We start from the raw sequence: 14,387 nt of genomic DNA on the forward strand, positions 1-14,387 counted from the left end.
TCGGTACGTCCCGGTCGGGCTCAAACACAGAATACTGTTGCGACGTTCGCAACATAGAACTTGAGGTTGCTCTCCGCCACCTCGGCGACGTCGAAAGGATGCGCGGTCTAGCCGGGTCGTCCACCAGCTAGGTTCGAGATTGGAAATCTTTTCACGTTGGCGCTTAAGCGAATCATTAGGGACGGATCTCCCAGATCGAACCGTTGATCGGAACAATGGCGTTGCTTATTGCGTCGCTTTTTTTGGTCGATTCGCTGGGCCGGAGTGAATACAACCTGCCGCTGTCAGCTATGGCTGGTGATGGCACTCCTGTGAGCAACAAGGCTGCTTGCCGCCTCACAACTATTGGCGGCACAGTAGGCCCACAGGCAAGCAAGCCAGGAAGCGCCCCCCCTACCTGATGAACCTTATGACGATCACAAGTCTCGCGCCCGATTCAAAGCTGCGAATGTTTACCACGACAATGCGCATTCCCAGCGGGGTTCAACTGCCCGAAGGGCTGTAGGCGTCCTACCGACGTAAAACACATGAAATCCGGCGGGTTCGGGCTGCTCACGCACGGAACTGCGTGAATCCCAGCGATCTCGTGCGTATCGCTAATCCTATGGTGTCCGGAAACCCCTGTCGGAAAGTAGCCCTGTCCGACAACGTGATATCAGGGGTTTTCCGACATGCTCATTGGCTACATGCGTGTTTCTTCCACCGACGACCGGCAATCGGTCGATCTTCAGCGCGATGCGTTGATCGCAGCCGGTGTCGATTCCCGGCATCTCTTTTCCGATAAAGCGTCCGGCGCCCGTGAGGATCGCACCAGCCTTAAGGCCTGTCTCGAATACCTGCAGGCTGGCGATACACTGGTGGTCTGGAAGCTGGACCGCCTCGGGCGCTCTTTGCCGCATCTGCTAGCGATCCTTACCGATCTCAGGGAGCGCGGGATCTCATTTCGGTCGCTCACCGAGCAGATGGATACGGGCACACCGCATGGCGAGCTTCTGTTCTCGCTCTTTGGAGCGCTCGCTCAATACGAACGGGCGCTGACGCGCGAAAGGATCGAATATCAGGAATGCGGAGGTCCACCTACAACGGCGGCTCTACGTTTCGCGGCTCATACACCTGATCGACAAGCTGCCATGCTAACGCCTCTTCTGCGTTCATGAAGTGATCGCGGTCGAGCGTCTGCGCCACCACATCGACCGGCTGACGGCAATGGTGCGAGTAGAGGCGGACCAAGCGCTCCCGCATCCGTAATATGTCCGCTGCGTGCCGCTCGATATCCGATGCCTGCCCCTTGAAGCTCCCGGACGGCTGATGGAGCATCACGGATGCATTCGGCAGGATGGCACGCATCCCCGGTGCCCCTGCCATTAGCAGGAACGACCCCATTGATGCGCCTAGCCCAAGACAGAGCGTGGCGATGGGACACCGGACATATTGCATAGTGTCGTAGATCGCCAAGCCGCTGGTGACGGCTCCACCCGGCGAATTGATGTAGAGCGTTAGCGGCTTCTTGGGGTTTTCGGATTCGAGGAAAAGCATCTGTGCGCAGACCGTAGCCGCAAGGTTGTCCTCGATCGGGCCCTTGACGAACACGATCCGCTCGCGCAGCAAGCGGGAGTATATGTCAAATGAGCGTTCCCCGCGTGAGGATTGCTCAATTACCATCGGGATCAGGCTCATTGGCCCTTGCCCGTTGCCAAACGTTCGATCATTTCTAGCAAGCGATCACGTTCAGCACGAAATTTCTCAGCATCTTCGCGCCGTTCATTTTCGGAACGATCAAGGCGTGCCTTGAGGTCGTCCACCTGATCCTCCAGCGCGTTGATTAAGCTCTCCCGCTCGTTCCGTTGCAGAGGGGTGCCGACACCAAGGCCCATGCGATCCCCGTCCGCTGCCTTGGCCGTCGCCTGTTCGTCGCCGGAAAGGTCGAGCCACCATTGTCCCTTCTCATCGCGATTGGCTGGTAGCACCCCGCTCCGAACCTGCCGACGTATGGTGTCCACCGAGACGTTTAGCCGCTGTGCGGCCTCGGGTATGCTGACGATCATAGCTGCTCCTGCATATGCTTGCCTATGCTACATATGCAGATATTGGATGGTGAGTTCAAGGGGAAGCTGCGTCGCTTCCCGATTGGGAACGTGTGACGGGAATCCGATCGTGCTCATCGCACTGACCACCCCTTCCCATCGTTCGTTTACGCCGATAGGCTTGTCGCATGCTGCTGATCGTAGGAACTGTCCGCTTACCGGCCCAGAATTTGGACGCCGCCTGCCCAATCATGAAGCGTATGGCTGATTCCAGTCGCGCAGAGGAAGGCTGCGTCGAGTACGGTTATGCAGAAGATGTATTCGACCCCGGCCTCATCCACGTGAAAGAGATGTGGACGGATCAGGGCGTTTTAGATCGACACTTCGCTTCTACGCACATTGCTGAGTGGCGTGCGGCTTGGCCCAGTCTCGGTATTGGTAATCGTGACCTGCGGGTCTACGAAGTTGGGGAACCCCAAAAGACGTAGCCTCCCGTCCGCCTGCCAACAGCTTGATCATAACGGCAATCACATGCCGGGCGGCGCTATCGCCTGATTGCCGTCACCTTCTTAGTTTTCCCGATAGGGATGGTGAAGCGGGAAAGGGCATGGGTTCCCGAAAAATGGAAACAACCATTCGGTATCGGCGCTTTGGTGACAAGCATTCCACGTCAGTGACCGACGACGGCCGTGCGTCATCTCCGCAATTGACATCAAACTCTACCTATGTTGAGTTGCGCGATGACCCGTGATCGCCGCCCTTCGAAACAGATGCTCGTCCTGCTGGAGGCGTTGTCCGCGCGAGCGCAGCAATGGCGTCACGGTTACGATCTGATGAAAGAGACGGGTCTTCTCTCGGGCACACTCTATCCGCTGCTCATCCGTATGGCAGACCAAGGGCTTATCGAGGCTGAATGGCGTGAGCCGGTGCAGCTCGGCCGACCCGCGCGACATGTTTATAGATTGACCGCCAAGGGGTTCGCATTCTCGCAAGAGGTCACTACTCCCGCCGGTGTTTATCTGTCGGCGGCGGTCCGCGTATGACGCTCGCTCTTCCTCAGGCCGTGATGACGATAGCGATCGCGTCCCTAGGCGACCGCCGCCGGGAGTGGGCACTTGCCATGCAGGCCGAGTTCGAAATTGCGGTGGAAGACGAGCGGCAAATGGCTTTTGCAGCAGGTTGCCTTGTTACCGCGTGGCGGGACATGCACAGACATGGCGACGGGCGCTTGACATTGGCAAGTTATGCTCTTGGGCTTGGACTGTTCGTGCCGATGGCGGCCGTGCATCTTGCATGCGTAATCGATTTTCTGTTTGTCGGGACTGGTGTGCCCGGCGGAGCGCTGTTGGCCGGTGCTTCGGCAAATCCTGTTCTCGGGTGGACGCAGGCTAGATCAATCCCAGCCCTGATCCTGCTTTGGAGTTCGCTCGGCGTTGGGCACCTTTGTCTTGCCTGGCTGCTGCTAAACCGTGATTGGCTACGCATCTTCAAGGTCGGAGCGGCTGTCGGTGCCGCGACGGTGACGCTTCTCCTGCTTATGGCGGTGCTACTCCTCGACACCACTGTGCTGATCTCGCACGTCGTGATGTTGGCGATCGAGTTTATAGCTCTCGCCGCTGCGGCGCGATGGCATGCTCGGCTAATTTCGAACGCTTTGCCCGGCACTGCATAATCTACCCTTAGCAAATGACCTGAAGCTTCGCTGCTGCAACCCTTACAAATCGATCATTCAATAAGTCTACATATATCGAAAACTGTCTTTTGTCGTCATAAATGGGATTGGAAACAATGATGCTGTTGAGGTCTACAATGAGTTTGGCGCTATCGCTTGGCCTGCTCGGTAACGCGGCTACAGCTCAACCACCTGTCGAGCGACAGGCAGCCCAGCAGAGCGATCCTGTCAAACGCATTTTCGAAGAATGGCTGACCGCATTCAACTCGGGCGATCCGGCGACCATCAAAGCCTTTTACGGTAAGTACCTCGGCGATGATAATCCGATGTTTGCGCTGGAAAACGCGCAGGACACTTGCGGTTTCGACCTTGAGCGGACCGAGGCCCGCTCCGCTACAACCATGACCGCGCTGTTGCGTCAGCGCTGCCTACCCGGTTTGCAGCGTGCGAAACTCGAACTCGCAGCAGATGGGGTCAAGCTGAAGTCCCTAGACTTCAGCCCCTTGCCACTTTCGGGAGACGGCTCAATCAAGGCGATGGCCGCGATCGCGGACAGGTTGGCAGCCCGAAACGACTTCGCCGGGTCGATCATCATCGCGCGACACGGTAATAGAATCCTCGCCCGCAATTGGGGGTTCGCCGACTCGACCAAGCGAACGCCAATGACGCTCGATACCCCTATGTTCCTGGCGTCTGCTGGCAAGATGTTCACGGCCGTCGCCACCTTACAATTAGTGGATGCCGGTAAGATCGATCTCGATGCGCCGGTGGGACGGTATCTGACCGATTATCCCAACAAGGACATGGCTAAAGTCACGGTCCGCCAGCTTCTCACCCATCGGGGCGGCACAGGCGACATCGGTATTCTCGGGCGCGACGATGGTGCCAATCGGGCGCTAACTCGGACTATCGACGATATCGTGCGGTTGAATGGCAACCGGGCGCCCGACTTCCCGCCCGGCAGTAAAGCCGATTATTCCAATTACGGCTTCATCCTGCTCGGCGCGATCATCGAGAGGGTGACCAACGGGAGCTATTACGACTATATCGCCGAGCACGTTTTCCAGCCCGCCCGCATGACGAACAGCGGCTTTCCCGACCATGACCACCTGCAAGGGGTAGCAGTCGGCTACACGCATTTTTACGGGGCTGAGCCGAAGCTGGTTGCCAACATGGATGTCCTGCCCTGGCGGGGAGCGTCCGCAGGAGGCGGGGTTTCCACGGCCAACGACATGCTGCGTTTTCTCGGCACTATGAAGGACGGCAAGCTCCTGTCTCCCGCCATGTTCAAACTCGCTACGACTGCCGGTGCCACCACCTGGTATGGCATGGGATTTGTTATCAACTCCGAACAGCAAAGCTGGGGGCACGGAGGAAATTCATACGGCATGGACGTCGCCGTGCATTATTACGGCAATATGGACACAAGCTTTGTTTGTTTAGCAACGCGCGATATGGTTTGTAACCGATTGATATTCGCTTGGAATTTACGTACCGTTGATCCGGTTCAGTAGGCCTGAGTGCGGATTCAAGGCTCGTACAGCTTTCGCGCCAATGCCCGTTTACCACTTTGCTTGTCGAGCTAATGCTATGTTCCCGCATAGGAAGGACGAACGAGAATGCCCGCCCCGCGAGCGATTTTTGTCGATCAAGAGTCGAGCCTTTCCCGTAATCTGTTCCCAATTTAGGTTTCCCGGAATGGCCGCATCTCGACGGGAAAACCTTGGACGGCGTGAATCGCACGTCGGGCGGCGACTATCGCCTGATTGCCGTGCATCTCCTATGCGGCTCAACCGCGAGCAATGCCCGCTTCCATCAGCGCCGCCGCCTCGTGGAAATCCTGATCGCGCGCGAAATCGATCGGTGTCCGGCCGCTGGCGTTACGCCAGCGGGCGTCGGCTCCGTGCGCGAGAAGGATGCGGGTGACGGAGGCTGCGCGATCGGGATCGGGCGGAAGGATAAACAGCGGCGTCGGTCCCTCGGGGTCAGGAAGTGCTAGATTGGCCCTCGCGGGGTCTTCGCGGAGGATCATTTCGAGCCTTTCGGTCTGTCCCATATAGCCCAGCGTCCGAGGATCGCGGCTGAGCGGGGCGAGCCGCTCAGCGATATGCGGCTGGCCCATCATGACCGCCCAACTCAGCGGCGTTCCGCCCCAGCGCTGCTCTTGCAGATCGACATCTCCACCCGCCGCGACGAGCAGGTCGACCGCCTCGATAGAACCTGATTGCGCCGCCCGGTGAAGCGCGCTGATCCCATCCTCGCCGAGATTGTGGACCGACGCGCCGAGCGACAGCAGGAGTGCGATGGCGTGAGCATTGCCGAATTCGCCGGCGGCGATCAGCGGCGCCGGATCATCGATCAGGGTCGGATCGGCGGCGAGCATCGCGCGGACGCGGCCTTGGTCACCCGCGAGACAGGCCGCCTGGAATGCCTGGACGCCCTCGAGCGCGGCAGGCCGTGCGCCGTGTCGTTCGAGCAGGGCGAGCATCTCCAGAAAGCCCGACATCTGGGCGAGCGCGTGGATTGATTGGTGGCGAAAGGGCTGGGTCGTGTCGGGATTGGCGCCATGGGCGAGCAGCCATTCGGCGCGCGCGAGATGGTTCTGGCCCGCGGCGCTGCCGAGCAGGAAATCGAGCGTGCTGATTTCCAGATTCCCGCCCGGCCGGCCGGCGGCCGGGTCACTCCATTTATGTGCGGCACCTTGCGCCTCGCTATGACGCCAGAGCAGCTCGTACCAACCGGCGTCGCCGGGGACGCAGGCGATATTGTACAAGGCCTGAAGGTCGAAAGGGTCGGCGCCGGCCGCGACGAGCAGGTTGACGAGGGCTTCAGCCTCGGGATGGCTTGGCCTGTGATTCTCGCCAAGCCAGATCGCGCCGGTCAGGATCTTGAAGGGGCTACCCCAGCCATCATCGAACTGAAAATTGGGGTCTGCCCCGGCATCGAGCAGCAGGCGTGCGATGGCAACGGCATTTTCGGTGTCGAGGCGGCCATAGGCGACATAGGCGAGCGCGGTCCAATTGAGCCGGCCGCCGGTCCGGGTCGCGGCTTTCGAATCTCGGGTGAGCCGCCGCTCGACCTCCGCCAGGTCGCCGCAGGTGACGGCCGTGAACAGGCTATGCCGGACGATGTCGGGATAGAGATCGAGAATGCGGCGGGCGATCCTGGTGTCGCCGTCCCAACCGTGGCGCAGCAGACGGTCGAGGCGATCGGCCCGATTGCTGCCGGTAAGCGCCAGTTCCTCGATCGCCACCTTGAGGGCCGTCCAGCTTTCGCAGCCATATTCGCGGGCGAGCGCGTGCTGGACGTCACGCAGTCCGGGTTCGGTGGGCGCAGTGTACCACGCCGCGGTCAGGCGGCGTTTGGCGTTCGGCTCGGCGGCGCGCAGCGCCTTGAGCCAACGCTTGGCGTCTTTGCGTAGCGCTTCGATAGAGGTTCGGGGCGTGAGGACACGGGTCATCTTCTACCTTCCTTCCCATCGCCTGACGTCCGCTTACGAAAGGCCGGAAGAAGGGCTCGTAAGATCGCTCAATACTGGCTGGATGGGAGGGGCTCCCTTGCCGCGGACAGGAGGCGCTCCAGATGCGCTCTGGGGCGATCATCGGTGAGCGAGCGCCACCTGTCAATGCAGGCTTCGCAAAGCAAGGCAGCGCTGCTCGGCGCCGTCTCACTTCCATTCGAGTGGTGGAAATCACATGTCGGGCGGCGACTATCGCCTGTATCTCGTGCAGGTTGGCACCTACAACGCGCTCGAAGGCATCGTTGAGCCAAATATTTAACGATGCGCATTCGGATGTTTTTTGTCGATTTTGAAATGTGGGGCTGTGCGCCAGATGGCAGCTGTGAAAGCAGCTTGGGCAATGAAAAATATAATGAAACCAGCATTGTACTTGCCGTCACGGCACTGTGTCCATAGCGGCTCCCTCAATTCAGAGTGACAAAAATACAGGCTGTTTATGATGAAATGCCCGGCGACGATCACAGTAAACCAATAGGAAATTGTTACCGCAGTAACGCCAGCAAAGACGGTCAGTTTTCTCATCAAGACGACCTCAGATAAATGGGCTCACTCGGAGTGGTGGTCCATGCACGAAAGAGCCATGACGTCATGATCGGCAATGTGCCAGCGACTGTCGCCCCCATAAATTAGACAAGCGATTATGTAGGTCCGATCGGCTGACCCAATTCCGCCGTCGAACGCAGCGGCGAACACTGCCCATCCTCCGACTGCGCCTACCATGGATAGCAACAAGGAAAACGGCAAAGGCGATGCTGCCATACGATAGCCCCATAGTCGGACGATTGGCGCGCCAATGAACATGGAGAGCGGAGCCGAAAATATCACCCCAATCGTACCAGCGATTGCCGCGAGCATGAACAGTCCGATTATGCCTTCGAGACTGAATAAGCCCGATCCAAAAAAGAGCAGTCCAACGCAGAGAATTATGGTGGCGACGAACGAACCAAGCAGCGCCGACAGGAAGGCGACCCCTACAGAGCCAGAAATGCTTAGCTGATTCATGGCATCTCCTCAGACATTGGGTCTGCCTAGTCCTTTTAAATCGTCCCATTTCGGCCCCTCGCCACAAAGAGTGGACTGACATTCCAGCCACCGGCGCATCATTGCCCTGACACGAGCCTTGTCATCGCATGGCGCATTGCTGTCTGGCCGGAAAATCACCAATACTCCTAACGGAAGCCGTCTTATGCCCTGTATGTTTTCGGCAAGCTGCGACCAAGTTATCTTTTTGCCATTCCATTTGATTGTGCGGGCTGCTGATAGTTCGATAATAGAGGCGGCGCTCAAACCATACTCAGCCTGCCCTCTGATCCAATCGTTTGGCGCAGGACAGTGACGAACGGGTTCGGTCGCCACTCAAGCGCATGCGACCAGCGCGCCCGCCAAAAATCCTATTCCCGGTAGCAGAGTCCGATCCATCATGGAGGATCATCTCCTAGACTGCCTAAACAACCGTAAACTGGAATGGACGCCCGTCGGCAATCACACGGCGGGCGGCATGTCGGCAAAAGCCAGTTTGTGGTCAAGCAAGGAACCGTAGAGTTTGCTGGTAAAGAGACCCACTGGGTCTCAGGTAACACGTCCGGCAAAGCTGCCGTTCCAATTACACGGGGTTGCCAATTATTCACTCTCTGTCGGAGGTGATACGGGAATTGCTCAAGCTTTATCGGGTGCCGCCAATACCGCCAAACGCCACACCGACCACGTCCTCGTCATTAACACGCACGATCGCGTTCGCACCTTCATTGACAAAGGTGCACCCGGTCGACGAGCCGGTCGTTATCCAGGTCCCGGCTAAGATATCCAGGCCGTGTGTATGGCAGTGTCGGACGAGTGTCACCGTAAGCACGACCGGATCGCCCGAACCGTTGCCCTCTGCCCGGCCTCGCAAATTGCCGTCGACGAACAGCGTTGCCCCTGGCTGAGCAAGGTTCTGGCGCCGCCAGTCGGAAATAGCAGCACCCAAAACCAGTCCAGCATTATTCAGTCCATCCGCCAAAGTATGCTCGGTCGAAGCGTTGCGCCAATTCGAGAGCCGCGAGTCTAGAATTTCGATCGCGTATCGCACCTCGATGATGGCATCGACGATGTCACGGTCCGTGGGCGGATCACCCCCGGCAAGAAATGCGCGTCCGAGGCGCAGCGCGACTTCGGTTTCGAGGCCGCGCATGCCGAACGTGATAGCAGGATAATGGTGTCCAGTGGAGGCGACAGCTGCGATGGCAATAGGCGCAGCACGCATCACCCCAGAGACGAGACCGATTTTCCACGCACCGATCGACCCGCGTCGGCGGATCACTTCAATCTGAACTTCGCGCGCTTCCGCTTCCGTAAGGTCGGTCGGCAGGAGCGTCCGGACGCCACTCGCATGGGCTTCCACCAATAGCGCTACGGCTTGATCGATCCTGTCGCTCACGACCATCATACCGGCTATTCGACTGCGTGTCTGCGACGCCCGACATGGTAGCCGGCAATCCAGAAATGCGCCGCCGCCCAGAACAAGATCAGGCTGATGACGACCAGCGCATAGGTAATGCCGATACCAGCCGCATGTTGGCAAACGGGAAGCGATGCAACGGCCCCGACGCAGCGCGGTACCAGACCCGATCCGGCTGCCTGGGTCAGCGCGACCCGCGTCATGTAATCGCTGATCAGGCCAATCAACGGCGGCCCGATGCCTAGTCCGATCAGGTTCATGATCAGGTACATGATCGAGGACGCGGTCGCGCGCATGCGAGCGTCGATCATGTTGTGCATCTGCGCGAACGTCGGCGCGAGATAGGTGAAGATCGCGAGCGTGGCGATCATCAGCAATGGTACGGCTACGGCGAGGGTGCTGCTAAGAAAGCCGAGGATGAAGCACGGTGCGGCGGCGGTTACCATGATAGCGGGGAGCCACGAGTAAAAGCGTACATTCCGCGCGCCGAAGCGGTCTGCGGCGAAACCGCTCGCCAGTGTCCCGACACCGGCACCCACGCCGTTGACCAAGCCCGAGATAAGGCCGACCGCGCCGATGTCGAGGCCGTATCTGCGAATGAGGAACGACGGAAGGAACGACGCGATCCCATATCCTACGAGAACGATCAATGCCGCTCCCGCCGCCGAGTGGCGCAATACGGGATTGCTGAAAAACACCTTCAGAACGGCGGAAAACGGCGGTGGTGGAGCATCGTCCTGCGCTTGTCCCGCGTTTACATCGAGACGGCCTCGCTGAAGCTGCGGGACCAGCCATATGACCGCGATCGCCAGAACAAATCCGGGCGGCCCGAGCATGATGAAAGCGGTTCGCCAGCCATAATGATGTGCCAGCCAGCCAGCCGTCACGGCACCGAGGAAGGCACCCGCCGGCGCGCCGAACGAATAGAAGGCAAGTGCGCGTCCACGCTCCTTGCTGGGAAACAGATCGGCAATCAGCGAATGGGCGGCGGGGGTCCCACCCGCCTCGCCGATGCTGACGCCGACCCGGGCCAACAGCATCTGCGCGTACGTCCGGGCAAGACCGCAGACCATCGTCATGACGGACCAGAGCACGAGACAGGCAGCAAGGATCACGGATCGATTGCGGTGTTCGCTCAGTCGCGCAAGCGGCAGGCCGACGATCGAATAGAGCAGCGCAAAGGCCGGCCCGCTCAACAAGCCAAGCTGCCAGTCGCTCAGGCCGAGTTCCTGCTTGATCGGTTCCTGAAGCACGCCGAGCGCGGTACGATCGACGTAGCTCAGCAGATAGCTCAGCATAAGAACGAACAGGGCAACATACGCGGATTTGCGCGAGGGCGAAGTTCCCGTCATGGCGCGATCATCCTTCGACAGACCTGTTCTACCCATCGCCCCGGTGCGATCATGCAGCCCGTGCTGTTACTCATCGCCCCCATTCACCCGGTCGCACGGTCAGCCGCAGCATGATCTGACGACCACGTGACGGCACCGCGGACACGTCCGAAAGCAGCCCGGCAGCCGTGCCTGTTCCGCTGCCGGTGAACGTCACGTCGTTCGCTCGGGTGACATAAAGCTTGTTAGTGAGGTTGCGCCCGATCACCGCCAACTCCCATGCTGTGGAGCGCGCCGCCAGCGTCGCGCCCGCATCCAAAAGCCAATAGCTTTTCTGAAGGCTGGACGACTGGAGCGAAGGATTGGCGTAGTAGCTGGAACTGTGGCTGCCGTTTACATTGAACCCCAGGCTGAAGCTGTCCGAAATGGGCGTGCGGTAATCGGCCCCGGCGTTGGCGATCACCGATGGCGCGCGTGCCAACTGACGGCCCGCCAGGTTCTGGGCGCGAAACACACCCGTCGCACTCGGATTGGCGCTGCATCCGAGCGCGATGGTCTGCCCGGTGTAGCAACTGGCCGTGTAAACGTCATAACGGGCATGATTGTACGAGAACGCCCCCGTCAGTGTGAGCCCCGCAACTGGCGTGGTCCAGTTGATATCAATTTCCCCGCCGCGAACGCTGGCCTTGCCGGCGTTAGTGACGATTTGCGTGATGCCGACCTGCGACTGGACCTGCAGGCCGCGCAGGTCATAATCGTAAAGAGCGACATTCAACCGCAGTTTTCTGTCGAACAATTGCGTTTTCAAGCCGATTTCCGGACCTTTGATGGTCTGCTGATCGTACGAGCGATCCCCTGCCAGATCGACAGCGCTCACGTTGAAGCCGCCAGACAGGAACCCCCGTTTGTAGGAGCCGTACAGCGTCACAGTCTGCATCGGCCTCCACGTCAGGGTGGCTTCCGGCGAGAAATCGTTGAAGCTGCGTTCCGGAACCGCAGTGGTCACTGGCAGATAGAATATTTCGCCTGTCAGTCGCTTCTTTTCATATGAATACCGACCGCCTCCCGATAGTTCGAGCGTTGGCAGGATGTTCCACGACGCCTGCGCGAAAGCGGAATAGGCGTCCGACCGCTGTGTTGCGGCATTATTGAAATTCGCGACGACCACGGGCGCGTCGGCATTCCGCGCGGCAATAAATACGTCATAAAGTTTGGCGTGCTGATAATAGCCACCGACAATGAAATTGACCGGAAAGTCAAAGCTGCTGGTCAGCCGCACTTCCTCGGAAAATTCCTTGTCCCGAAATTCTTGATAATTCGCCAGAAGATTTGCGCGTGTCGTCGACGAATTCAGCGTATCTCGGTACTTTGTCTTGGCTGAATAAAAGCCCGTCGTCGATGTCAGTTTGAGCGTGTCCGACAGATGATAATTTGCTTCGAACGACGCCAGCCACTGCGTCTGGGTCAGGGAGGGTGTGCCATTCCCGTAGCGGGGATCGATCCTTGAGAAGCTGGGGCCGAAGTTGGGGTGAACGACGGTGGAATCGATCCTACAATTGTCGGAAGGGGATAATGCGCCGACACCGGCGGGACAGCTAATGAGCTGCTGGTTCTCGGTCGGCCCGCCCGTTTTGAGATTATTATAGCTCACTTTCAGGCGCGCATCGAAGGCAGCACTCGGTTCGAATTTGAGTGTCAGTCGGCTAGCATATTCGCGATCGCGGATTGCGTCAGCCCGAACGGAGCCGAGGACAGGATCGGCAGGCGCGATGTTCCGCACGTTGCCGTCCAGCCCCGAAGAATAGAAGGAAAGACGCGCGCCCAATGTGTCGGTGACAGGACCGGAAACAAAGCCGTCGGTCCGCCACTCGGTCTGCTTGACATCGTAACTGCCCGAAACCTTGCTGTCGAAATTAGCGGTGGGATCGGCTGTGCGAATGTCGACGACCCCGGCCGGGCTGTTCTTACCGAAAAAGAGCGCCTGCGGTCCTTTGTAGACGGCCACCTGAGCGAGATCCATCTGCGCCATACGCTGGACGGTGGCGCGGGCGATCTGCACGCCGTCGATCGAAAAGGACACGGCCTGGTCGGCGAACGGATTGGACTCGCTGCTGCCGATGCCGCGTAACGTGATGCTGCCGCCCTGTACGCTCTGTGAATCGCCGATAACAAGCTGTGGAACGAAGCGCGCTATATCCGCGAGGCCCACAATGGCCTGTCGCTCCAATTGCAATGCCCCGACCGCGGTGAGTGTAACCGGTGCTTGCGAGGCGGTTTCGTCGCGGCGTCGTGCCGTGACGACAATGTCGTTCTGGTCGCCTGCTGCGTCGGCACCGACCGTTGATGGGGAATTCGACATCGACTCCGCATCTGGAGACATTTGCCCCGCCGGTGCCACCGGTACTACCTGCGCGCTCGCTAGAGAGAATGACATCCCGAGTGCCAGAACCAAGACGCTAACCGAGGAAGTATACCGAAGACGCGAGTGCTTAGTGGCCTGATGATCTTGCTTCATTCGAGCTATCCACCCCGTGCTGATTTTTTGTTGATCAGAGCCCTTAGCGGCTAGGGCCAGAAAGTATCTGTCCTCGGAGGAAGACGCTTTTGATCGAACGGAGAAAACCCCGCCCCTCCGGCATGCAAGCCATGCACGTCTCTTTGCCGCAGGATGCGTTAGTCTTTCGAGTCTGGATGGGCGAACCATTCCTGCCTGCCCACAAACACATGGATATCAGCCAGTCGCCGCGCAATTGCCCCGAAAGAAACGGAAATACCCCGTCAAACGCCCGAAATGGGTACCGTTAGCCACCCAAATGCCGCAGAAACCCGCCCAACACGAAGTATCTTAATAATCATCAAAGGGTTATGACAATGTCGTAGTGCTCATCTTCATCGGGCGCGGCCCGCCAACCCCGCCGATTTCCCTCTATGACCCGATATCATCGCCGATCACCGCACACCACCATGCGGTATAGTGAACCGCCGTTTCCACGATATTGTCCGATACTTCCGTGCCCAGGCCGACAGCGCGGTAGCTTTCGGCCAAAGCACGAACGAACATGAAGTAATCGCGGGAGCGCCGGCCATTGGCCAGATGCACGGGATTGCTGGAAGGTTGGTTGCCCCCCGGTAAGATGAAGAACGGGCTCACGATTTTGGACCGGGCCCAGCATCAATGGGGGACAACCGTGGATCAGCATATAGGACTCGACGTCTCCCTGAAAGACACTTCGATTTCAATTCGTCAGGACGGCAAGCGCATTTGACGTGGCAAGTGCGCATCCGACCCCAAGCTTCTTGCAGAAGTGATCCGCAAGCGCGCGCCGAACGCAAGGCGGGTGGTATTTGAGACTGGACCATTGTCGGTCTGGTTTTTCCATGCGCTCATAGCTGAGGGCTTGCC

Annotated in this window: 14 protein-coding genes and 1 pseudogene; 6 read left to right on the plus strand and 9 right to left on the minus strand. The window is 58.9% G+C overall.

From position 1 onward, the window contains the following. Positions 1-671: 671 nt before the first annotated feature. On the plus strand, positions 672-1,157 hold the full coding sequence (locus tag K9B33_RS16380) for a recombinase family protein (protein WP_224550137.1): 486 nt from the start codon (positions 672-674) through the stop codon (positions 1,155-1,157). Here the strand turns inward: K9B33_RS16380 and K9B33_RS16385 are convergent. Together K9B33_RS16385 and K9B33_RS16390 are read right to left on the minus strand one after the other, a co-directional pair. Further along, positions 1,078-1,677, minus strand: a complete 600-nt coding sequence (locus tag K9B33_RS16385) for an ATP-dependent Clp protease proteolytic subunit (RefSeq protein ID WP_224550138.1) — start codon at positions 1,675-1,677, stop codon at positions 1,078-1,080. The two genes, K9B33_RS16380 and K9B33_RS16385, sit on opposite strands and share 80 nt — an antisense overlap. Next, a complete protein-coding gene (locus K9B33_RS16390; protein WP_224550139.1) occupies positions 1,674-2,045 on the minus strand; it encodes a helix-turn-helix domain-containing protein in 372 nt (123 codons plus the stop codon). Before K9B33_RS16390 ends, K9B33_RS16385 begins: the two co-directional genes overlap by 4 nt. Positions 2,046-2,212: 167 nt before the next feature. On the opposite strand from K9B33_RS16390, the gene K9B33_RS16395 reads away from it, so the two are divergent. The 4 genes from K9B33_RS16395 (at position 2,213) to K9B33_RS16410 (ending at position 5,210) form a co-directional block, all read left to right on the plus strand. Further along, positions 2,213-2,512 carry a putative quinol monooxygenase gene (locus tag K9B33_RS16395; protein WP_224550140.1) on the plus strand — a complete coding sequence of 100 codons (300 nt, stop codon included), beginning with the start codon at positions 2,213-2,215 and terminating at the stop codon, positions 2,510-2,512. A 252-nt stretch (positions 2,513-2,764) separates the two neighbouring features. Continuing rightward, entirely contained in the window at positions 2,765-3,067 is a 303-nt protein-coding gene (locus K9B33_RS16400; RefSeq protein ID WP_318011145.1) for a PadR family transcriptional regulator, read from the plus strand. Then, on the plus strand, positions 3,064-3,696 hold the full coding sequence (locus tag K9B33_RS16405) for a hypothetical protein (protein ID WP_224550141.1): 633 nt from the start codon (positions 3,064-3,066) through the stop codon (positions 3,694-3,696). Before K9B33_RS16400 ends, K9B33_RS16405 begins: the two co-directional genes overlap by 4 nt. A 137-nt stretch (positions 3,697-3,833) precedes the next feature. Further along, positions 3,834-5,210, plus strand: a complete 1,377-nt coding sequence (locus tag K9B33_RS16410; RefSeq protein WP_224550142.1) for a serine hydrolase domain-containing protein — start codon at positions 3,834-3,836, stop codon at positions 5,208-5,210. A gap of 275 nt (positions 5,211-5,485) precedes the next feature. On the opposite strand, the gene K9B33_RS16415 is transcribed toward K9B33_RS16410, so the two are convergent. The 7 genes from K9B33_RS16415 to K9B33_RS16445 form a co-directional block, all read right to left on the minus strand. Further along, positions 5,486-7,156, minus strand: coding sequence for an ankyrin repeat domain-containing protein (locus tag K9B33_RS16415; protein WP_224550143.1), 1,671 nt, complete (start codon positions 7,154-7,156; stop codon positions 5,486-5,488). Positions 7,157-7,471: 315 nt separating this feature from the next. Beyond that, positions 7,472-7,738 (minus strand): hypothetical protein, encoded by a 267-nt coding sequence (locus tag K9B33_RS16420; protein WP_224550144.1) that lies wholly within the window; start codon positions 7,736-7,738, stop codon positions 7,472-7,474. A gap of 24 nt (positions 7,739-7,762) precedes the next feature. Further along, entirely contained in the window at positions 7,763-8,218 is a 456-nt protein-coding gene (locus K9B33_RS16425) for a hypothetical protein (RefSeq protein ID WP_224550145.1), read from the minus strand. 661 nt (positions 8,219-8,879) lie between these two features. Next, positions 8,880-9,632, minus strand: a complete 753-nt coding sequence (locus K9B33_RS16430; protein ID WP_224550146.1) for a hypothetical protein — start codon at positions 9,630-9,632, stop codon at positions 8,880-8,882. Between the two features lie 14 nt (positions 9,633-9,646). Further along, a complete protein-coding gene (locus K9B33_RS16435; protein WP_224550147.1) occupies positions 9,647-11,005 on the minus strand; it encodes a spinster family MFS transporter in 1,359 nt (452 codons plus the stop codon). Positions 11,006-11,075: 70 nt separating this feature from the next. After that, a complete protein-coding gene (locus tag K9B33_RS16440; protein WP_224550148.1) occupies positions 11,076-13,364 on the minus strand; it encodes a TonB-dependent receptor in 2,289 nt (762 codons plus the stop codon). Between the two features lie 546 nt (positions 13,365-13,910). Next, on the minus strand, positions 13,911-14,135 hold the full coding sequence (locus tag K9B33_RS16445) for a hypothetical protein (protein WP_224550149.1): 225 nt from the start codon (positions 14,133-14,135) through the stop codon (positions 13,911-13,913). Between the two features lie 37 nt (positions 14,136-14,172). Here K9B33_RS16445 and K9B33_RS16450 point away from each other — a divergent pair. After that, positions 14,173-14,387 (plus strand): annotated as a pseudogene (locus K9B33_RS16450) (IS110 family transposase); the annotation flags it as partial.

Source organism: Sphingobium sp. 3R8 (assembly GCF_020166615.1).
GTDB lineage: Bacteria > Pseudomonadota > Alphaproteobacteria > Sphingomonadales > Sphingomonadaceae > Sphingobium > Sphingobium bisphenolicum.